Source organism: Paraburkholderia sp. SIMBA_054 (genome assembly GCF_046534875.1).
Lineage (GTDB): Bacteria > Pseudomonadota > Gammaproteobacteria > Burkholderiales > Burkholderiaceae > Paraburkholderia > Paraburkholderia hospita.
In genome coordinates, this window is record NZ_JAWRXV010000027.1 from 113,991 (window position 1) to 135,029 (window position 21,039).

General features: G+C 63.1%; 19 protein-coding genes and 1 pseudogene. 6 read left to right on the plus strand and 14 right to left on the minus strand.

The window, feature by feature from the left end:
* Positions 1-7: 7 nt before the first annotated feature.
* Positions 8-1,276, minus strand: coding sequence for a TIGR03862 family flavoprotein (locus SB822_RS29705; protein ID WP_410856234.1), 1,269 nt, complete (start codon positions 1,274-1,276; stop codon positions 8-10).
* Between the two features lie 269 nt (positions 1,277-1,545).
* On the opposite strand from SB822_RS29705, the gene SB822_RS29710 reads away from it, so the two are divergent.
* Positions 1,546-1,755, plus strand: coding sequence for a DUF1059 domain-containing protein (locus tag SB822_RS29710; RefSeq protein ID WP_007731795.1), 210 nt, complete (start codon positions 1,546-1,548; stop codon positions 1,753-1,755).
* 22 nt (positions 1,756-1,777) lie between these two features.
* Here the strand turns inward: SB822_RS29710 and SB822_RS29715 are convergent, their stop codons facing one another.
* From SB822_RS29715 to SB822_RS29725, 3 genes and pseudogenes are all read right to left on the minus strand, one after another.
* Positions 1,778-3,322: a UxaA family hydrolase gene (locus SB822_RS29715; protein WP_007731787.1), complete on the minus strand. Its 1,545-nt coding sequence runs from the start codon at positions 3,320-3,322 to the stop codon at positions 1,778-1,780.
* A 22-nt stretch (positions 3,323-3,344) separates the two neighbouring features.
* Positions 3,345-4,639, minus strand: a pseudogene (locus SB822_RS29720) (MFS transporter).
* A gap of 426 nt (positions 4,640-5,065) precedes the next feature.
* Positions 5,066-5,386 (minus strand): hypothetical protein, encoded by a 321-nt coding sequence (locus SB822_RS29725; protein WP_007731784.1) that lies wholly within the window; start codon positions 5,384-5,386, stop codon positions 5,066-5,068.
* Positions 5,387-5,778: 392 nt separating this feature from the next.
* Between SB822_RS29725 and SB822_RS29730 the strand changes: the two genes are divergently transcribed.
* Positions 5,779-6,609, plus strand: a complete 831-nt coding sequence (locus SB822_RS29730) for a class I SAM-dependent methyltransferase (protein WP_007731782.1) — start codon at positions 5,779-5,781, stop codon at positions 6,607-6,609.
* Between the two features lie 21 nt (positions 6,610-6,630).
* On the opposite strand, the gene SB822_RS29735 is transcribed toward SB822_RS29730, so the two are convergent.
* Both SB822_RS29735 and SB822_RS29740 read right to left on the minus strand, forming a co-directional pair.
* Positions 6,631-7,200, minus strand: a complete 570-nt coding sequence (locus SB822_RS29735; RefSeq protein WP_410856235.1) for a DUF1415 domain-containing protein — start codon at positions 7,198-7,200, stop codon at positions 6,631-6,633.
* Between the two features lie 28 nt (positions 7,201-7,228).
* A complete protein-coding gene (locus tag SB822_RS29740; RefSeq protein WP_035538723.1) occupies positions 7,229-7,909 on the minus strand; it encodes a TetR/AcrR family transcriptional regulator in 681 nt (226 codons plus the stop codon).
* A gap of 168 nt (positions 7,910-8,077) precedes the next feature.
* On the opposite strand from SB822_RS29740, the gene SB822_RS29745 reads away from it, so the two are divergent.
* A complete protein-coding gene (locus tag SB822_RS29745) occupies positions 8,078-9,361 on the plus strand; it encodes an MFS transporter (RefSeq protein ID WP_079483579.1) in 1,284 nt (427 codons plus the stop codon).
* A gap of 185 nt (positions 9,362-9,546) precedes the next feature.
* Complete coding sequence (locus SB822_RS29750; RefSeq protein ID WP_042313884.1) at positions 9,547-10,140, plus strand: nitroreductase family protein; 594 nt, start codon at positions 9,547-9,549, stop codon at positions 10,138-10,140.
* A gap of 107 nt (positions 10,141-10,247) precedes the next feature.
* Here SB822_RS29750 and SB822_RS29755 read toward each other — a convergent pair whose 3' ends face one another.
* Entirely contained in the window at positions 10,248-11,717 is a 1,470-nt protein-coding gene (locus SB822_RS29755) for an MFS transporter (protein WP_410856236.1), read from the minus strand.
* A 238-nt stretch (positions 11,718-11,955) separates the two neighbouring features.
* On the opposite strand from SB822_RS29755, the gene SB822_RS29760 reads away from it, so the two are divergent.
* Positions 11,956-13,224: an Hsp70 family protein gene (locus SB822_RS29760; protein WP_007731770.1), complete on the plus strand. Its 1,269-nt coding sequence runs from the start codon at positions 11,956-11,958 to the stop codon at positions 13,222-13,224.
* 94 nt (positions 13,225-13,318) lie between these two features.
* Here SB822_RS29760 and SB822_RS29765 read toward each other — a convergent pair whose 3' ends face one another.
* Positions 13,319-13,522: a cold-shock protein gene (locus tag SB822_RS29765; RefSeq protein ID WP_007731769.1), complete on the minus strand. Its 204-nt coding sequence runs from the start codon at positions 13,520-13,522 to the stop codon at positions 13,319-13,321.
* A 458-nt stretch (positions 13,523-13,980) separates the two neighbouring features.
* Between SB822_RS29765 and SB822_RS29770 the strand changes: the two genes are divergently transcribed.
* Complete coding sequence (locus SB822_RS29770) at positions 13,981-15,585, plus strand: APC family permease (protein ID WP_114221400.1); 1,605 nt, start codon at positions 13,981-13,983, stop codon at positions 15,583-15,585.
* Positions 15,586-15,663: 78 nt separating this feature from the next.
* On the opposite strand, the gene SB822_RS29775 is transcribed toward SB822_RS29770, so the two are convergent.
* The 6 genes from SB822_RS29775 to hemA all read right to left on the minus strand — a co-directional run bounded on the left by SB822_RS29775 (position 15,664) and on the right by hemA (position 21,020).
* Positions 15,664-16,449, minus strand: coding sequence for a DODA-type extradiol aromatic ring-opening family dioxygenase (locus SB822_RS29775; protein WP_086915336.1), 786 nt, complete (start codon positions 16,447-16,449; stop codon positions 15,664-15,666).
* 136 nt (positions 16,450-16,585) lie between these two features.
* Complete coding sequence (locus SB822_RS29780; protein ID WP_007580710.1) at positions 16,586-17,185, minus strand: UbiX family flavin prenyltransferase; 600 nt, start codon at positions 17,183-17,185, stop codon at positions 16,586-16,588.
* A gap of 25 nt (positions 17,186-17,210) precedes the next feature.
* Positions 17,211-17,522: a Grx4 family monothiol glutaredoxin gene (gene grxD / locus SB822_RS29785; protein WP_007580708.1), complete on the minus strand. Its 312-nt coding sequence runs from the start codon at positions 17,520-17,522 to the stop codon at positions 17,211-17,213.
* Positions 17,523-17,646: 124 nt separating this feature from the next.
* Positions 17,647-18,495 carry a peptide chain release factor N(5)-glutamine methyltransferase gene (prmC, locus tag SB822_RS29790; protein WP_410856237.1) on the minus strand — a complete coding sequence of 283 codons (849 nt, stop codon included), beginning with the start codon at positions 18,493-18,495 and terminating at the stop codon, positions 17,647-17,649.
* A gap of 9 nt (positions 18,496-18,504) precedes the next feature.
* Positions 18,505-19,587, minus strand: coding sequence for a peptide chain release factor 1 (gene prfA / locus SB822_RS29795; RefSeq protein ID WP_114221396.1), 1,083 nt, complete (start codon positions 19,585-19,587; stop codon positions 18,505-18,507).
* A gap of 143 nt (positions 19,588-19,730) precedes the next feature.
* A complete protein-coding gene (gene hemA, locus SB822_RS29800; RefSeq protein ID WP_086909658.1) occupies positions 19,731-21,020 on the minus strand; it encodes a glutamyl-tRNA reductase in 1,290 nt (429 codons plus the stop codon).
* Between the last annotated feature and the right edge of the window lie 19 nt (positions 21,021-21,039).

Genomic DNA, 21,039 nt, shown 5'->3' on the forward strand with positions numbered 1-21,039 from the left:
TGGTGAACTAGCGCCGAAGGCTATAAGCCAGCGCGCCGCGTCCAGCCACGAGGCCGCTGGCGAAGCATGCGGTCAACAGATAGCCGCCCGTCGGCGCTTCCCAGTCGAGCATCTCGCCCGCGCAGAACACGCCGGGCAGTTGCCGGATCATCAACGCGTCGTCGAGCGCTTCGAACGGAATACCGCCCGCGCTGCTGATCGCTTCGTCGATGGGCCGCGCGCGCGTCAGCCGCAGCGGCAATGACTTGATGGCTTGCGCGAGCTTCGCGGCATCGGCGAAATCTTCCTTCGACAGACACTCGTGCAGCAAGCCGAGCTTCACGCCCGTAATGCCGATACGGCTGTGCAGGTGACTCGACATCGAGCGCGAGCCACGCGGCCGCGTTACCTCATCGATCACGCGCTGCGCGCTCAGGCCAGGCGCGAGATCGAGCGTGATCGTCGCTTCGCCATGAGCGAGCAAACGGTCGCGAATCACCGAAGACAACGCATACACAAGGCTTCCTTCGATCCCCGTCGAAGTCACGACGAACTCACCTTGTCGATGCTGGACCGTACCGTCCACGCTTTCGACGGCGATCGAAACCGGCTTCACCGGCTGGCCAGCGTAGCGTTCGCGGAAGTAATCGGTCCACTGCGCGTCGAAGCCGCAGTTCGCGGGCAGCAGCGGCGCGACGGGAATCTCCCGTTGCTGCATCAACGGAACCCACGCGGCGTCGGACCCGAGGCGCGCCCAGCTGCCGCCGCCCAAGGCGAACACAACAGCATCCACGCTCGCTTCGCGCTCACCCTCGGGCGTCGCAAAGCGCAGGCCATGCGCATCGGACGAAGCGGGCTCAGCCCAGCCGATCCATTTATGCCGCATGTGAAATTGCACACCCGCTTCCCGCAACCGATGCAGCCACGCGCGCAGCATCGGGGCGGCTTTCATGTCTGTCGGAAACACGCGGCCCGAGCTGCCGACAAATGTCGCGACACCCAGTTCGTCAAGCCACGCGCGCAGCGCGTGCGGGCCAAACACATCGAGCAACGGCGCGATGTCAGCGCGGCGCTTGCCATAGCGGCCGAGAAACGGCTCGATCGGCTCGGAGTGCGTGATGTTCATGCCGCCTTTGCCTGCCATCAGAAACTTGCGCCCGACGGACGGCATCGCGTCGTACACGTCGACGCGCGCGCCACCGCGCGCCAGCGCTTCGGCGGCCATCAGCCCCGCAGGGCCGCCGCCGATAACGGCAACGCGGGCGTGATGCGTGGGGTGATCGGACGAATTCGACATTGATGAAAAATGACGTGGATGGCGGTGAAACGCGCTCGGCGCGAAGGCCGGTATTGTCCCACCCGCCTGGAAGCGGGGCAAACCCGGAGCAGGCATGCACACACTGCGACCTATACTTTTCTCACACACCTTCCTTTCCGGCGCACGCCGCGCCGCCCAGCCGCGCACAACTCACGCATTTTCCGCTGCCCGGAGCCTCGCTGATATGCACGCCGAGGCGACGCCAACGCACGCGTTGCGCGCGATCACTTTGATCTGAGGAGTCTGTCATGGGCCGCAAATACATCGATTGCCGCGAATGCCCGAGCGACATCAACTGCACGGTCGCCCTGTGCGCAGATTCGGAAAACGAACTGCTCGAAGCCGCCGTCGCGCACGCGATGCAGGCGCACAAGCACAGCGACTCGCCCGAACTGCGCGCGCAACTGAAGTCGATGTTCCACGACGGCACGCCGCCGCTCGGCGCGCCTGCCGCATAACGTCAGTCCGGTCGATCCGCGCTCAGGTCACCACGCCGACTTGCCAAGGCACGAACTCGTTCTGTCCATAGCCGTGCAGTTCGCTTTTCGAGCGTGTGCCTGACGCGCAGTCGAGCATCATCTGGAAGATGTCCGCGCCGAGTTGATCGATGGATGCCGTGCCGTCGATCACGCCACCGCAGTTGATGTCGATGTCTTCTTCCTGGCGTTCCCACAGCGCGGTGTTGGTCGCGAGCTTCAACGAGGGCGACGGCGCGCAGCCATAGGCGGAGCCACGCCCCGTGGTGAAGCAGATCAGATTCGCGCCGGAAGCGACCTGGCCTGTCGCCGACATCGGGTCGTAGCCGGGCGAATCCATGAATACGAAACCCTTCGCGCGAATCGGCTGCGCGTACTCGTACACGTCGACGAGGTTTGTCGTGCCGCCTTTTGCCACCGCGCCGAGCGACTTCTCGAGGATGGTCGTCAAGCCGCCGACCTTGTTACCTGCCGACGGATTGTTATCGAGTGCCGCGCCGTTGCGCGAGCAGTAGTCCTGCCACCACGCGATGCGCGCAAGCAGCTTCTCGCCGACTTCGCGGCTCACTGCGCGGCGCGTGAGCAGATGCTCAGCGCCGTAGACTTCGGGCGTCTCCGACAATATCGCCGTACCGCCATGCTGCACGAGCCGGTCGACGGCCGCGCCCAGCGCCGGATTCGCCGATATCCCCGAATAGCCGTCCGAGCCGCCGCACTGCAAGCCGACGATCAGATGCGACGCGCTCATCTTCTCGCGCACCGCGCGGTTCGCGTCGGCGAGCATGTCGCGCACCATCGCGATACCGCGCTCGATGGTTTTGCGCGTGCCGCCGCTGTCCTGAATCGTGAAGCTGCGCAGTTGCGCGGTGTTATCGGCGAGACCGCCCGATTCGAGCACGCCGCCAATCTGGTTCGTCTCGCAACCCAGCCCGACGAACAGCACCGACGCGAAGTTCGCGTGCGCCGCGTAACCCACCAGCGTGCGCTGCAGGATCGCCATGCCTTCGCCGCGCAGATCGACGCCGCAGCCAAGTCCATGCGTCAACGCGATCACGCCGTCGACGTTCGGAAAAGCCGCGAGTTCTTCCGGATGCACGTCGCGCCGGAAATGATCGGCGATGGCGCGCGCGACGGTCGCCGAGCAGTTCACGCTCGTCAGAATGCCGATGTAGTTGCGCGTCGCGACGCGGCCGTCCGCGCGACGGATGCCCATGAAATGCGCCGGTTCGCGGGCCGCGGCAGTCGGATGCGTGTCGACGCCGAATTCGTGCTCGCGCGCGAATTCGGCCATGCCGAGGTTGTGCGTGTGCACGTGCTGTCCGCGGGCAATCGCCTCGCGCGCGACGCCGATGATCTGGTTGTAGCGCTTGACGGGCTCGCCCTTCGCGATCGCGCGCGTCGCGATCTTGTGGCCGGGCGGAATCAGACCCGTCACGACCAGGTCCTCGGTTTCGATGCGCGTGCCCGACACGAGCTGGCGCGTCGCAATGATCACGTCGTCGTTCGGATGAAGGCGGATGGCGGCGTGCGCGGCGATAGCTGTCGACATGATTCGGTGCCTTATTGAAAAATCAGACGTGCGAGCGTTGCGCGCCTTCCGGCACGTAGGGGCGCTCGGGATCGGCGGGCAGTGGCTCGATGCGGCCGACGATCACAAGATAGCTGAACGCGCCCAAAAAGCAGAAGCCGCCCGCGACAACCAGCGGAATCGTGAAATGAACGAGCCTTTGGTCAGCGCAACCATGACGCCCGTGAACGTCGTGATGACGATCCCCGCCAGGTTCGACGCGAAGTTCTGGATGCCGCTGATCGACGCGACGTGACGCGGTGTGGGCGCGACGTCGGCGGGCAGCGACCAGATGCTGGCGGCGGCGAACGCGAGGCTGCCGTACGCGATGCCGAAGAACGCGAGCATCAGATAGATATTGGACGTGAACGCCGACAGCGTGATCACCGACGACACCAGCATGCCGCCGACCATGCACGTCTTGCGCGCGGCCGTGAGGCTCCAGCCGCGCCGGAACAGTGCATCCGACACCAGCCCGCCGAGCCAGCCGCCCGGAATCGACATCAGCGCGGGAATCATGCCGAGCGTGCCGAGCGACTTCAGCGAAAAGCCGCGCGTCTGCACGAGATAGCTCGGAAACCACGTGATGAAGAAATAGATCACGAAGTTCAGGCAGAAGAAGCCGAGCATCATGCCCCACAGCGTGCGATGGCGAAACAGCGACGCCCATGTGACCTTGTCGGCGGCGCGCGCTGCGCGCGTATCAGGCACGACGTCCTGCTCGCCCGTCATGTCGCCGTGTGCCGGGCTGCGGTAGATCACGAGCCAGCCGACGATCCACACCGCGCCGATGATCCCCGTGACGACGAACGACGCCTTCCAGCCAAGCGTGCCGATAATCAAGGCGACGACGGGAATCGACAGCGCCGAGCCGACGCGCGAGCCGCTGTCGAAGATGCTCGTCGCGAGCGCGCGCTGCGACGGCTTGAACCATTGGCTGACGAGCTTCGCGCAGGACGGATACGCGCCCGCCTCGCCGACGCCGAGCATCAGACGGCAGCCGAACATGCCGGCGACGCTGCTCGCGCCCGCCGTCGCCGCCGTGAACAGTGACCACCAGCCGACTGCGAGCGGCAACGCGATGCGCGCGCCGACGCGGTCGACGAACCAGCCGAACGGCATCTGCATCAGCGCGTAAGTCCAGAAGAAGCCGCTCAGGATAAAGCCCATCTGCGCGGGTCCGATACCGAGCGCCTTCTGGATTTCAGGCGCGGCGACGGCCAGATTCGCGCGGTCGATGTAGTTCACCGCGATAGCAAGAAAGCAGAGCAAGATCACCACCCACCGCATTTTCCTCATGACGACGTCTCCTCCATTGGCGGCATCTGTCGTATGGTTGGCGCCCCTCGGCGATGCCGGTCCGGAGGCCGCTTTCCTACGTCGTGCTGCGAGCGTGTGGCGGATGCTGTGTGTCGGCGTCCCGCTCTCCGGCGGGACTGCCGTATTGCATGAGTCGGGACGAAGAGGCGGCTTGCGTCTTATGCGCTTATTGAATTTCGGCCTGACCAGTTGGGCATGATAGAAGTCATCCCGTGCAGGCGCATGCTGCGACGCAGCGGCATCAACATGTGAGACGCGAGGGGAAAAGGGAGGCTACGCGTGAGCCGAGGTGAAAAACCTTGGCCAAAGGCTGTCGCAATCGGCTACGAGCCGCAGCAGACAAAGGGAAAACGCGGAAAACTCGGAGAACGGCTGCGCGAGCGGGCCGCGCAGCCGTCGGCGGACTCAGCCCGGATAGGCTTCGTCGACTTTGAGTCCGGCCAGTTTGAAGATCACGCGCAGCGTCTGAGGCTTGATGTCGCGGCGCGACGCGAGCGTCGTCATCACGAAGTCCAGCACTTTCGCGTATTTGAGCAGGGTCAGGCACGTCTCCATATCGACGCTGCCGTCGCGCATGACTTCCGCGAGGCGCAGCATCTCGACGGAGATGTCGCGTGCCATTTCGAGTTCCAGTTGCTGCTTTTCTGTCCACTCGGGCGTGGCCAGCAGCTTCGCCATGAGCTCCTGAAACTTCTGCTCGGCGTTTCCGTTGGGTGTCGTATCCATTTGCCGCCTCATCAGATCCGAGCGCGCTTCGTTGCAGTCCCGGCGCACTTCAGGTTACGTAACGTTCGAACCCCTGTTCCGGCTCGACCTCCCCCACGCGTACCGGCGGTTTTTCGACGTTGCAGTAACCGGTAGCTTGTCTTTCTTTATGCATCTTGCAAGCCGCCATGCTATATCTGGCTTGCATCAGACGACTGCCTTGCGACACGCTTTTCAGCAGGTTCGAACCCGGGCGATTCTCATGCACGAACGATTCCAGGCCGGGTGCGATGTCGCAGTCCGCGCGCAAGAACTGGGACCGTCCCGCGCGCTTTGGGTAAACTGACAGACACTTTTCCCTTTTTCCGTCACCTGACGCACGTTCGCGATGCAATCGGTGGCACGCTCATTCGATGTCCAGCAAATCCTACGAAGTCCGTCCTAACCAGTCCGTCGAGCTGCTGAAGGAACTCCATATCCTCACGCGCGACGGCAAGATGAACCAGGACAGCCGCCGCAAGCTCAAGCAGGTCTACCACCTGTTTCAGTTCATCGAACCGTTGCTCCAGGACGTAAAAGAGACGAAAGGCGAACTGTCCCTAGTTGATCACGGCGCGGGCAAGTCCTACCTCGGCTTTATTCTCTACGACCTGTTCGTCAAGGAACTGCGGGATAACTCGCATATCTACGGCATTGAGACGCGCGAGGAGCTCGTCTCGAAGTCAGAAGAGCTGGCGGCACGCCTCGGCTTCAAGGGTATGTCGTTTCTTAATCTTTCCGTAGCCGAATCGATTACATCGGACAAACTGCCGCCGAACGTGGACATCGTCACCGCCTTGCACGCGTGCGATACGGCCACCGACGACGCAATCCGCTTCGCGCTCGAAAAACATGCGAAATACATAGTCGTCGTGCCGTGCTGTCAGGCGGAAGTGGCAGGCGTGCTGCGCAGGAACAAGGGCAAGTCGCTGGCGAACGCTTTGACGGAAATCTGGCGGCACCCGCTGCATACGCGCGAGTTCGGCAGTCAGATCACCAACGTGCTGCGCTGCCTGCAACTGGAAGCGCATGGCTATCAGGTCAACGTGACGGAGCTGGTCGGCTGGGAGCATTCGATGAAGAACGAGCTCATCGTCGCGACTTACAAGGACCTGCCGCGCCGGCGGCCCGCCGAGCGGCTCAATGAAGTGATGGACACGCTCGGCATTCCGGAACTGCGCGAGCGGTTCTACGTCGAGGCGTGAGCCACGCCGAGCGTTAGCCGGTCAGTCTTTGGCCGGCTCGCTCATCCATGTGTGCCAGCCTTCCGGGCCGAGACGGCGCAATGTTTCCATGTTGCGCTCGTAGATGTCGGCGGCGTCCGGAAAGGCGTCGACCGCGCGGTCGATGCTCGCTTCCCGCAGCAAATGCAGAATCGGATAGGGCGCGCGGTTCGTGTAGTTTTCGATATCGTCCGGCTCGTGGCCTTCGAATTGATACTGAGGGTGAAAGCTGGCGATCTGCAGCGTGCCTTCGAGGCGCAGTTGCTTCAGCATCCGGTCCGCAAAGAACAGGCAGTCGTTGTATTCGAGGAAATCGCCGAGCGCGTGCGGAATGATGAGCAGCGTCGTGTCGATGGCGGCGGGATCGGCATCCGCCAAAGTGCGCAGCTCCGCTTCCAGATCGGTCAATACGCCTTCCATGCCCGTCGCTTCGCTGATCGCGTAGCGAATCTGGTTTTTCACATGCACTGCTTTCGCGAACGGGCACAGGTTTAGCCCGATCACGGCACGTGTCAGCCAGTGGCGCGTGGCGTCGAGGATGGCATCGTGCGAAAGAGGGGACGTTGAAGACATGGCGGTGCAGGCAGGAAACGCAAAACCGCTATTTTACCGACGCCTCTCCACACGCCTGCGCGACAAGTTGTTCTGCCACTCGCGGCGCGACCGAAATCGGTCCGCAACCCGGGCCGTAGGTCTGGCTCGACGCGTAGATCCCTTCGATCAGCAACGCCAGCGCGTTCGCTAGCTCGCCCGGATCGCGTGCGCCTGCTTCCGTGCAGAGCGCGTGGAGCCGATCCATCAGCTTCGTCTTGTTGTTCAGTACACAGAGCCGCGCCGGATGCGCCGGGTCCGGAAATTCCGCCGATACATTGACGAACGGACAGCCGCGATAGTCTTCCTTCGACGCGCGCCCCGCCAGATCCTCGAAATACTGGACGACCTGTTTCCGAGGCTCACCCGGATGTTTGGCCAGGCTTTCGTCGAAACGTCTGAAGAACTGCTCGTCCGACTGTTCCAGGTACGCCACCACCAGATCGTCTTTCGAAGAGAACTGGCGGTACAGACTCATTTTGTTGACGCCTGCCCGCTCGACGACGGCATCGACGCCCACCGCGCGCACGCCTTCCTTGTAGAACAGATCGGCGGCGGCGCGCAAAAGATGCTGCTGCGCTTCCGAGCCGGCCGTTTGCGAACGACGGCTCGCCGCGCGTTTGGCGGTATCGGGAGCTGCCGTTTGCGAACGACGGTTCGGCGCGCGTTTGGCGGTGTCGGAATTAGCCATGATGGTGTTGTGGTCCTTGAGTCGACGCCTTGACATGTTACCGATCGGTAACTAAGATCGCAACACCGATTGTGACAAGTCAGTCACAAGTCTATTACGAAAGCGGTAAAGATCATATGCGGCTGGCATCGCAGCACCGTGAGCCGTGACGGAAACCTTGGAGAACCGATGAACTGGGCAGCAAGAATAATTGGTGGGCGTTTCCACTACGGCTGGCTGGCCGTGGCGGTGGTGTTTCTAGTGCTGCTCGCGGCGGCCGGCACACGCGCAACCCCGAGCGTGATGATGGTGCCGCTCGAACATGACTTTGGCTGGAGTCGCGCGACGATCTCGCTGGCCATCTCGGTGAACATCGCGTTGTACGGGCTGATGGGGCCCTTCGCGGCGGCGGCGATGCAGCGTTTCGGCGTGCGTCCGACCATTCTGACGGCGCTTGGCGCGATGGCGGTGGGCGTCGGCCTGTCGTCGCTGATGACGCACCCGTGGCAGATGATTCTCGTGTGGGGCGTGATGGTCGGCGGCGCGACGGGCGTGGCGGCGCTGACGCTGTCGGCGACGGTCGTGAACCGCTGGTTCAGCACGCATCGCGGTCTCGTGATGGGCATTCTCACCGCCAGTTCGGCGACGGGCCAACTGGTGTTTTTGCCGCTGCTCGCGGCGATCGCACAGCATCATGGCTGGCGGCCCGTTGTGTGGACGGTCGCGATCGCGGCGGCCCTCGTGTTGCCGCTGGTGGCGTTCCTGCTGCCGGAGCGTCCCGCCGACATGGCGCTGCGTCCGTTCGGGGAACCCGCCGACTCGCCCGTCAAATCCGACATGAGCAAGCAGAATCCGCTCTCGATCGCGTTCGGCACGCTGGCAATGGCGAGCAAGACGCGCGACTTCTGGCTGCTGTTCTTCAGCTTCTTCATTTGCGGCGCGAGCACGAACGGCTACGTCGGCACGCATTTGATCGCGATGTGCGGCGACTACGGGATGACGGAAGTGCAGGGCGCGTCGCTGCTCGCGGCAATGGGCATCTTCGACCTGTTCGGCACGACGCTGTCGGGCTGGCTGTCCGACCGGTTCAACGCGCGCGTGCTGCTTTTCTGGTACTACGGGCTGCGCGGCCTGTCGCTGATGTTTCTGCCGCACGCTTTCGGCATCGACTTCTTCGGCTTGCCGCTGTTCGCGGTGTTCTACGGTCTCGACTGGATCGCGACCGTACCGCCGACGGTGCGCCTCGCTACCGATGTCTACGGCAAGGACTCGGCGCCCGTCGTGTTCGGCTGGGTGGTCGCGGGCCATCAGCTGGGTGCGGCCTTCGCGGCGCTCGGCGCGGGCATGCTGCGCGCGAGTCTCGGCACGTACACGGTGGCGTCGATGATTTCGGGCGGACTGTGTATCGTTGCCTCGGTCATCGTGCTGCGGATCAACCGTGGCGAGCGGAGCGTCGCGGCGCAGGCTGCTTGATGGTGTAGTCCGCTTCACGGCACGAAAGAGCGCGTTGTGGTCGAAGGGCCTCGACGCGCTTTTTTCATGCGCCCTGGTGTTTTAAATCTGCGCGACCAGCAGGGCGCGAATCGGAGCGCTCGGGTTATGCTAGTGGGCCTTCGGGCTGCTGCCCGCCGATCATGAATTTCGACCGAGAAATGCGCATGACCACCAAACCCGCACGCACCGACGTTCCCATTCATGAACTGATCGCCGGCCGCTGGAGCCCGCGCGCGTATTCGAGCGAGCCCGTAAGCCGCGAGCAACTGCGCACGGTGCTCGAGGCGGCGCGCTGGGCGCCTTCGTCGTACAACCTGCAGCCATGGCGCTTCGTGGTGTTCGACCGCACGACGGACGAAGTCTCGTTCAAGAAGGCGTTCGACACGCTCGTGCCGTTCAATCAGGGCTGGAATTCGAAGGCCCCGGTGCTGATCTGCGTGACGGCGCACACGCTGACGGCGAAGGGCGAAATCAATCGTTGCGCGCCGTACGACGCGGGCGCGGCGGCGCTGTCGCTGGTGTTGCAGGCGCACGCGCTCGGCCTTGCCGCGCATCAGATGAGCGGCTTCGACGTCAATGCGTTCCGCAAGGCGTTCGCGGTGCCCAATGACATCGAAGTGATCGCGATGATCTCGCTCGGCCATTATGGCGAAGTCGACAAACTCGACCCCGTGCTGCGCGAGCGCGAAAAGGCGGCGCGCACGCGCGTGCCGCTCGGTGATATTGCTTTTGCGGGCGGGTGGAATAAGGCGTTTTGAGTTTTCGCCAGCGCGTCATTTGTTAAACACGGAACGCGGCCGACGGCCGCGTTTTTTTGTTGCACGGCTGTCTTTATTGCGCGGCTGTTGCTTGCGCTCATTGGCGGTCAGTCGTCGTCGATTGCGGATAGCGGCGCGGCGACGCTTTCGAGTGGCCGCCGTTCCGCGTCCACGCCCCAGATCGCCGCGATCACCGCTGCGGCCAGCATCAGCGCTGAGCCGACCAGATAACCCGAAAACACTTCGCTGCGCTGCTGCGTGTCGATCAGCCTGCCGAAAAACGCCGGACCCGCGATACCGCCGAGCGCTGTGCCGAACGCGTAGAACACCGCAATCGCGAGCGCGCGAATTTCAAGTGGAAACGATTCGCTGACGGTCAGATACGCCGAACTCGCCGCCGCCGACGCGAAGAAGAAAATCACCATCCACGCGATGGTCTGTGTCATCACGGTGAGCAACTGCTGTTCGAACAGGTAGCCGCTCACGGTCAGCAGCAGCGCCGAAATCGCGTAGGTCGCGGCGATCATCTTGCGGCGCCCGATCACGTCGAACAGCCTGCCGATCAGCAGCGGCCCTGCGAAATTGCCGAGCGCGAAGGGCAGGATGTACCAGCCGACATGGTCGCCCGGCACGTGATAGAAATCGGTCAACACGAGCGCGTAGGTGAAGAAAATCGCGTTGTAGAAGAATGCTTGCGCCGTCATCAGCGACAGCCCGACCAACGCCCGGCGCCGGTGCACCATGAACAGCGTGTGGAAGACCTCGCGCAGCGTCGTGTGCTCGCGGGCGCGCAGGCGCAGGCGTTTGAGCGTATCGTCGGCGAGCGTGTGATTTTCCGCGCGAAAGCGCGCCTCGATCCCTTCGACGATCTCGCGCGCTTCCTTTTCCTCGCCGTGCGTGAGCAGCCAGCGCGGACTTTCGGGGATCCATACGCGCATCGGCAGGATTGCCAGTGCGAGCACCGCGCCGATAAAGAAGCACGCGCGCCAGCCCCAGTCGCCGGGCAGCAGATGCGGGTCGAGCATGACCAGCGAACCGACCGCGCCAAGCGCCGCGCCGACCCAGAACGTGCCATTGATCGCGAGATCGGTGTGTCCGCGCACGCGGGCGGGCGTGAATTCCTGGATCGTCGAATTGATCGCCGTGTACTCGCCGCCGATGCCCGCGCCCGTCAGGAAGCGAAACACCAGAAAGCTCGTGAGATTCAACGAGAAAGCGGTCGCCGCCGTTGCCGCGAGATACAGCGCGAGCGTGATGAAGAACAGCTTGCGTCGGCCGAGCCGGTCGGTCAGCCAGCCGAAGCCGAGCGCGCCCAGCACAGCGCCGGCGATATACGCGCTGCCGGCTAGCCCCACGTCCGCGTTTGAGAATCGCAGCACCTCGCTCGACTTCAACGCGCTCGCGACGGAACCCGCAAGCGTCACCTCCAGCCCGTCGAGCAACCACGTCACCCCGAGCGCGACGACGATCAGCGAATGGAAGCGGCCCCACGGCAAGCGGTCGAGCCGCGAAGGCAGATCGGTTTCGACGATGCTGGCCGAGTCGGCGCGAACCGTGGCGGCGGAAGGTTCCTGCATCGAGTCTCCTGAATCTCCTGAATGAGCGAGTCAATGTTTATGAGGATTCTGTAAGCGGGCCGTCGAACAGCGTATCCTGTCGGATTCATTCGAGCCCGGCGCAACCTATCGATGAAGCAATCTGCATTCCCCATCGCCGCAGCGTGGACTGCGCGCGCCCGGTTGATGGTGTCACAGCTTTCATGTTACAAAGCCCGTCCTTTTTCTGTGCGCGCCTGCGTGAGCGGCGAATCCTGCCATGACCTATTGCGCGATTGACTTCGGCACGTCGAATTCGGCAGTTGCCGTTCCTGTCGGCGGTTCCCCAGCCGGTCAGGCGACGCTGAAGCTGGCGCCTGTCGAAGGCGCCTACACGACGCTGCCTACGGCCGTCTTCTTCAACACCGACGAAAACCGGCGCGAGTACGGCCGCGCGGCGCTCGAAGCGTATGTCGACGGCTTCGACGGCCGGTTGATGCGCTCGATGAAGAGCATTCTCGGCTCGGCGCTGGCCGACAACAACACGGATCTCGGCGACGGCTCCTCGATCAAATACACCGACGTGATCGCGATCTTCGTCACGCATCTGAAGCGCTGCGCGGAACAGACGGCGGGCACGCCGATCAGCCGCGCGGTGCTCGGGCGCCCGGTGTTTTTCGTCGACGACGATCCGCGCGCCGATCAGCTCGCGCAGCAGCAGCTCGAAGCGGCGGCGCGCTCGGTGGGCTTCAACGAGATTCACTTCCAGTACGAGCCGATCGCGGCCGCCTTCGATTACGAAGCGCATCTGACACAAGAAGGGCTGGTGCTGGTGGCGGATATCGGCGGCGGCACGTCGGACTTCTCGTTGGTGCGCGTCGGGCCGGAGCGGATGAAGCGTATCGAACGCAAGGACGATGTGCTGGCGCATCACGGCGTGCACGTCGCCGGAACGGACTTCGACCGGCGCGTCGAGCTGGCGACGATCCTGCGCGAACTCGGCTATCAATCGCTCGATCCGGAAGGGCGCGAGATGCCGAACCGTATTTACTTCGACCTCGCCACGTGGCATCTGATCAACACGATCTATACGCCGAAGCGGGTGTCCGAGCTTGCGTTGATGCGGCATCTCTATTTGAACACGCGGCACCATGACCGGCTGATGCGCGTCGTCGAGCAGCGTTTCGGCCATGCGCTCGCGGCGCACGCGGAAGAAGCGAAGATTGGCGTGGCGGCGGGCGGCGAGACGCTGATCGATCTGGAAATCGTCGAGGAGGATTTGCGCCTCGCATTCGACGAAGCGCAACTGATTGCGGCGGGCAAGGACGAGACACTGCGCATCGTTCAGGCTGCGCGCGATACCGTGCAACGTGCGGGTGTCGCGCCGCGCGATGTCGACGCGCTGTACTTCACGGGTGGGTCGACGGGATTGGCGTTTTTGTCGGGCGCACTGGCTGCGGCGTTTCCCGATGCGCGTCCCGTGTTCGGCGATCGCCTCGCCAGCGTTGCAACAGGCTTAGGCATTCACGCACAGCGCGTATTCCGGTAAAGATTTTAGATTTCGCGCCGAAATCACGATTAACCCAGAAAAGAAAAAACCCCGCCTAGGCGGGGTTTTTCTGCGTTCCGGAAGGAAGCTAAGCTTAGACCGGCTTGATGTTAGCGGCCTGCTTGCCCTTCGGGCCCGTCTTGACGTCGTAGGTAACCTTTTGGTTTTCCTGCAGCGTCTTGAAGCCTTCTACGCGGATTTCCGAGAAATGCGCGAACAGATCTTCGCCGCCGGCGTCCGGCGTGATAAAACCAAAGCCCTTTGCGTCATTGAACCACTTGACGGTACCGGTTTCCATATTACTGTTTCCTAAAAATGGTAAATAAGGCCGAAGCCCGAGGGTGCATGAAAATCAAGGAAGGGTAATAGGACCAACCGGAGTACCGTTGATGGGCGAACTACGAAAGAACCAATTCACTCGCCGCTTGAAATCCTGCCCGTCCTTTATACGGATATTTCGAGAGAAGGTCAACCGTAATCTTTAAATCCTCATATAGATCGGGGCTATTAGGCACAAAAATGCTTACAAAGCTTGCTATTTTCCCGGTTTTTTTGTAGGGCTCAAACGTATTTTGACTGCAATCGGACGGTGCAACCGTTAAACTAGGCCCCGCGCACGACCGGTTGCACCTGTGGAAGAAAACCGCAATTGCAATCGCAATCGCGACCGCCCGCCGTATGCCCTAGTCTTTCCTACGACTTCTAGCCGTGTCTAACGGCCGCGGCAGCGGCGTGCTTTCAGATATAGGAGAAGACGTGAAAAGTTCTATTCAACGGCACATCGGCCCATTCGCGCTGATGCTGACGGGACTCGGCTCGATTATCGGGTCCGGCTGGCTGTTCGGCGCCTGGAAGGCGGCCAAGATTGCAGGCCCTGCGGCGCTGTGCGCGTGGGTGATCGGTGCAGTGGTGATTCTCGCAATCGCGCTGACCTATGCGGAACTCGGCGCGATGTTCCCCGAGTCCGGCGGCATGGTGCGCTACGCGCGCTATTCGCACGGCGCGCTGGTGGGCTTTATCAGCGCTTGGGCCAACTGGATCGCGATCGTGTCGGTGATTCCGATCGAGGCGGAAGCGTCGATCCAGTACATGAGCACCTGGCCGTACGAATGGGCGCACAACCTCTTTATCAACAGCGAGTTGACGACGCCCGGCCTTCTGCTGTCGGCCGTGCTGGTGGTCATCTACTTCCTGCTGAACTACTGGGGCGTGAAGGTGTTCGCGCGCGCTAACACGACCATCACGATCTTCAAGTTCATCATCCCGGGCCTGACGATTCTCGGTCTGATGATGAGCGGCTTCCACAAGGAAAACCTCGGCGAAAGTTTCGGCGGCACGGGTGTGTTCGCGCCGTATGGCTGGTCGGCGGTGCTGACGGCGGTGGCGACGAGCGGCATTGTGTTCGCGTTCAACGGCTTCCAGAGTCCGATCAACCTGGCCGGAGAAGCGCGCAATCCGGCGAAGAGCGTGCCGTTCGCGGTGATCGGCTCGATCCTGCTGGCGCTGGTGATCTACGTGCTGTTGCAGATCGCGTACATCGGCTCGGTGAATCCGGCTGACGTGATGAAGGGCTGGAATCAGTTCAACTTCAAGTCGCCGTTCGCGGAACTGGCAATCGCGCTGAACCTGAACTGGCTGGCGATTCTGCTGTATGTCGACGCGTTCGTGAGCCCGAGCGGCACGGGCACGACCTACATGGCGACCACGACGCGCATGATCTACGCGATGGAGCGTAACAACACGATGCCGAAGATGTTCGGCACGGTGCATCCGCTGTATGGCGTACCGCGTCCGGCGATGTGGTTCAACCTGTTTGTATCGTTCATCTTCCTGTTCTTCTTCCGTGGCTGGAGTTCGCTGGCGGCCGTCATTTCGGTGGCGACGGTGATCTCGTATCTGACGGGCCCGATCAGCCTGATGGCGCTGCGCCGCGCGGCGACCGACATCGAGCGTCCGCTGCACATTCCCGGCATGAGCGTGATCGCGCCGTTCGCGTTCGTGTGCGCGTCGCTGATCCTGTACTGGGCGAAGTGGCCGCTGACGGGCGAGATCATCCTGCTGATGGTCGTCGCGCTGCCTGTGTTCTTCTACTTCCAGGCGAAGTCGGGCTTCGGAGGCTTCAACCAGGATCTGAAGGCGGCATGGTGGCTGGTCGCATATCTGCCCATCATGGCGATCCTGTCGCTGATCGGCAGCAAGCAGTTCGGCGGTCTGGGCGTGCTGCCGTATGGCTGGGACATGCTGGTCGTGATCGCGTTCTCGTTGATCTTCTACTACTGGGGCGTGCATACGGGCTATCGCACCGAGTATCTGAACGAGCGTGAATCGCACGACGAGATTCTCGAAGGGATCGGCGCCTGATCGACTTCCTGACTAATAAAAAGCCCGCCAGATTCTGGCGGGCTTTTTTTTGTATGCGCGACGCGCGGCGGAGAACGCTTACGCGTTGCCGAACACGTAGTTCGTCATCGCCAGCGAGCGCTGGAACGTCCCGAGCGACTGGATGCCGAGCTTGTAGTCATCCGGCGCGGCGCCCAGTGCGGCGAACACGGGCAGCAGGTGTTCGTCGGTTGGATGCATGAACGCGGCGTGCGGTGCCTGACGCCGGTAATCGAGCAACGCATCGATATCGCGGTCGGCGAGGCGCGCCTCGAACCAGTCGGTGAATTCGGTCACACGCGGATCGGCGTCTTCCGGCCCCGCCGAGAAATCCGCTTCGCGCAGATTGTGCGTGATCTGCCCCGAACCGACGATCATCACGCCTTCGTCCTGCAGCGGGCGCAGCGCGCGCCCGACGCGGAAGTGATGCGCGGGATCGAGCCTCGGCTGGATCGACAGCTGCGCGATGGGGACGTCGGCTTGCGGGAACATCAGCAGCATCGGCACCCATGCGCCGTGGTCGAGACCGTGCGGTTGCGTCGCGGTCGGAATGCCCTGTTCGCCGAGTAGCGCGGCGGCGCGGCGTGCGATATCGGGCGCGCCCGGCGCCGGGTACTGAATCTCGTACAACTGACGCGGGAAGCCGTAGAAGTCGTGAATCGTCTCGGGCGCATCCGATGTGCTTGCCGCGGGTTGCTGCGTCATCCAATGGGCGGACAGCATCAGGATCGCTTTCGGGCGCGGCACTTCAGCAGACAGGGATGCGAATTCCGCGCGTGGCATCGACGGGTCGATCGGCAGCGTCGGCGCACCGTGCGACAGGAACAGGGAAGGCAAGCGGGTCATGGCAGTGCGGGCCGGATGAAGGCCGGATAAGTTTCGTTGAAGCGAATATAAGGCCGCACTGCCATTTGATAAACGGCGAAACGGGGATTTGATTGTCTCCCGGCAGTTGTGAATCGAGCGGCGCCAGCGGCGCGCTTCACTGCGACGGACTATTCAACCCTTGCCATGCGGGCGCCAGCGCTGGACCCAGCGCGAACAGGTCGAGCACGCGGGCGACGGTATCGTCGACCATCTGATCGATCGTCTCCGGCCGATTGTAGAAGGCGGGCAGCGGCGGAAAAATCACGCCGCCCATTTCGGTAACGGCCGTCATGTTGCGCAGATGCGCGAGGTTGAACGGCGTTTCGCGCACCATCAGCACGAGCCGTCGACGTTCCTTCAGCGTGACATCGGCGGCGCGCGTGATCAGGTTGTCGGAAAGGCCGTGCGCGACACTCGCGAGCGTTTTCATCGAGCACGGCGCGATGATCATGCCGTCGGTCGAGAACGAGCCGGACGCGATGCTCGCGCCGACGTCGCGCACGGAATGAACGACATCCGCGAGCGGATGCACGTCTTCACGCGACAATTGGAGTTCGTGCTGGATATTGAGCCAGCCGGCGCTGGAAATCAGCAGATGGCTTTCGACGCCGCCCAGTTTGCGCAGCGTCTGGAGCAGCCGGACGCCGTAGATGGCGCCCGTCGCTCCCGTGATGGCGACGATGAGACGGCGAGGCGCCGCGGCGCGTGTTTCCATGACGTGCGGCGCCGTCTCTCGTGGCTTAGGCTGCAGCGAAGAGTTGCTGCAGTTCGCCCGACTGATACATCTCCATCATGATGTCCGAGCCGCCGACGAATTCACCGTTGACGTACAACTGCGGGATGGTCGGCCAGTTCGAGAATTCCTTGATGCCCTGGCGCACGGCGTCGTCTTCGAGGACGTTGACCGTTTTGAACTGATCGACGCCGCATGCCTTCAGAATCTGCACCGCGCGACCCGAGAAGCCGCACATCGGGAATTGCGCGTTGCCTTTCATGAAGAGCACGACGGGGTTTTCGTCGACGATTTGCTTGATGCGTTGTTGCGTTTCCATGACTGACCTTGCGGTTCCGGTGTGTATAAGAGATAGAGTGAAATGATAGCGGATTTCTCTGATAGCGACCGGCGGCTGGATTTGCGCGACTAGGCGCTGTCGCAGTGCGCCGCGCCGCCGCGTATCAGCCCGGCCACCGACCGCCGCTGATGCGTTCGATATCCGCCAGATCGCATTCCGAACGCACGTCGGCAAAACCTTGCGCCGTAAGGATCGCGCGAACGGCTTCGGCCTGATCGTAGCCGTGTTCCATCCACAGCACGCCGTTCGGTACGAGCCGCGACGGCGCGCCGGCGACGATCGCGCGGATCGCCGAGAGGCCGTCGGCTTCATCGGTGAGTGCGCCGCGCGGCTCGAAACGCAGATCGCCTTGCGACAGATGCGGGTCGCCACTCGCGATATACGGCGGGTTGCTGACGATTACGTCGAAAGTGAGTGAATCGTCGAGCGCGGCGTACCAGTCGCCTTGCGCGAACTGCAGGTCGCCGCCGGGACGTTTCGGTTCGAGGAGCTTGACGGCGTTGCGCCCGGCAACGGCTAGCGCTTCGGCCGAGCGGTCGACGGCCCAAACGCGCGCGTCCGGCCGTGACCACGCGATCGAAACAGCAATGGCCCCCGTGCCCGTACCGAGATCGAGCACGCGCGAGCGTGCGGCGCGGCCTTCGAGCGCCTGTACGGCCGTTTCGACGAGCAGTTCGGTTTCGGGGCGTGGAATCAGCACGTCACGCGTGACGTGGAAGTCGAGCCCGAAGAATTCGCGCGAGCCGATCAGTTGTGCGATCGGCTCGCCCGCCACGCGCCGTGCTTCCAGATCGCGAAAGGCCGCCACCTTGGCGGTATCGAGCGCGTCATCGGCGCACGTGATCAGTTCCGTACGACGCCAGCCCAGCGCGTGCCCGAGCAAAATGCGCGCTTCCAGCGCGGGCAATGGCGACGCGTGAAGCAACGTGGCGACGGTATCGACGGTATTCATGCGCGCCGCTCAGTCCGTGTCGCCGAGCGACGCGAGCAGTTCCGCCTGATGCTCGGACACGAGCGCCGCGATCAACTCGTCGAGATCGCCTTCCATCAGCGCCTCTAGGCGATACAGCGTCAGGTTGATCCGGTGATCGGTGAGCCGGCCTTGCGGGAAGTTGTACGTGCGAATGCGCTCCGAGCGGTCGCCCGAGCCGATCAGGCTCTTGCGCGTCGCGGCTTCCTTCGCGTGCTGCTCGTGGTACTGCTTGTCCTTGATGCGCGCGGCGAGCACTTTCAGCGCGCGGTCCTTGTTCTTGTGCTGCGAACGGTCGTCCTGACATTCGACCACGATGCCCGTCGGCAAGTGAGTGACGCGCACGGCGGAGTCGGTCTTGTTGATGTGCTGGCCGCCCGCGCCGGACGCGCGGAACGTGTCGATGCGCAGATCGGCGGGATTGATCTCGACTTCGCCGATTTCATCCGCTTCCGGCATCACCGCGACCGTGCACGCCGACGTGTGGATGCGGCCCTGCGTTTCGGTCGCCGGCACGCGCTGCACGCGGTGGCCGCCCGACTCGAACTTGAGCTTCGAATACGCGGCATCGCCCGCAATCCGCACGATCACTTCCTTGTAGCCACCCAGATCCGATTCGCTCGCCGACATCATCTCGACCTGCCAGCGGTTGCGTTCCGCGTAGCGCAGATACATGCGCAGCAGGTCGCCCGCGAACAGCGCCGATTCATCGCCGCCCGTGCCCGCTCGGATTTCGAGGAAGATGTTGCGCTCGTCGTTCGGGTCTTTCGGCAGCAGCATCTTCTGCAACTCGCCTTCGAGCTTTTCCATCTGATCGCGCGCCGAGCGGATTTCCTCTTCAGCGAAGTCCTTCATCGATGCATCCGACAGCAGTTCCTGTGCGGTGGCCGCGTCGTTCATCGACTGACGCCAGAGAGCGTAATGCTCGACGACGGGCTGCAGTTCCGCGTGTTCGCGCGTCAGCTTGCGGTACTGGTCGATGTTCGTCGTGATGTCTTCACGGCTCAACAGGTCGTTCAGTTCGGCCAGCCGGGTGGTGAGCTGGTCGAGCTTGGCTTGCATGCTCGTTTTCATTGGGGCGGTCGGAGCGGGCTCCGGAAAGAACGGCTGATTCGGGAAATCGGGAAGATAACCCGGGACGAAAGCCCCGGACAATGGGATGAAGCACCACGCGGGCCTGGTCGGCAACCCGCGCGATGCCGCGGCGTGTAGCGCCGCTAACGCTCGGAAGAAGAGTGAGCGTGCTTGTAGAAGCCGCTCATCAGTTCGATGAGCGAGTCGCGGTCCTCGGTGCTGGCGCGGTTGAGCGCGTGCGTCGGACCGTGGATCAGCTTGTTGGTGAGCGCCTGAGACAGCGCTTCGAGCACGGCAGCCGGATCGTCGCCGCGCGCGAGCAACTTTTGCGCCTTTTCGACTTCGGCGCGGCGCAGCGCGTCGGCCTGCGTATGCATGTGACGGATGACGGGCACGATGCTGCGTGCGTCGAGCCACTGCATGAAGTTCTGCACGCGCGTTTCGATGATCGTCTCGGCCTGCGCGACGGCGGCCTGGCGCGACGCATTGCCTTCGCGGACGATCGCACCGAGATCGTCGACCGTGTACAGGAACACGTCTTCGAGCTTGCCGACTTCCGGCTCGATGTCGCGCGGCACGGCGAGATCGACCATGAAAATGGGGCGGTGACGGCGTGCCTTCACCGCGCGCTCGACGGCGCCAAGACCGATGATGGGCAGCGTCGATGCCGTGCACGACACGATGATGTCGAACTCGTGCATGCGCGTGGGCAATTCCGACAGCGGAATCGACCGGCCATTGAAGCGGTCGGCAAGACGCTGGCCGCGTTCGGCCGTGCGGTTCGCGACGACCAACTCGCGCGGCTGTTGCGCGGCAAAGTGCGTTGCGCAAAGTTCGATCATCTCGCCCGCGCCGATGAACAGCACACGCTGATTCGACACCTTGTCGAAAATGCGCTGTGCGAGGCGCACCGCGGCGGCGGCCATCGAAACTGATTGCGCCCCGATTTCAGTCGTGGTGCGCACCTCTTTCGCGACGGCGAAGGTGCGCTGGAACAACTGGTTCAGATACGTGCCGAGCGCGCCCGCTTCCGACGCCGTGCGCACCGCATCCTTCATCTGGCCGACGATCTGCGTCTCGCCCAGCACCATCGAATCCAGCCCCGACGCGACGCGAAACGCGTGGCGCACGGCTTCCGACTGCGGCAGCGCGTATACGTGCGGCGCGAGTTCGTCGATGGTGATGTTGTGGTACTTCGACAGCCAGTGGATGGCGGCCTCGCGGGCGGCCTGGTCGTCGGTGGCGCAGTAGAGCTCGGTGCGGTTGCAGGTGGACAGAATGGCCGCTTCCGGCGCCGTGCGGGCCGTGCGGGCGAGGAAGATGTCCTTGAACGTCGAGAGTGCCGGCTTGATCTGCTCGACCGGAAACGCCACGCGTTCGCGCAAGGCGACGGGCGCGGTGTGATGGTTGATTCCGATCGTTAGCAGTTGCACGGGGACACTATGGCGTTTT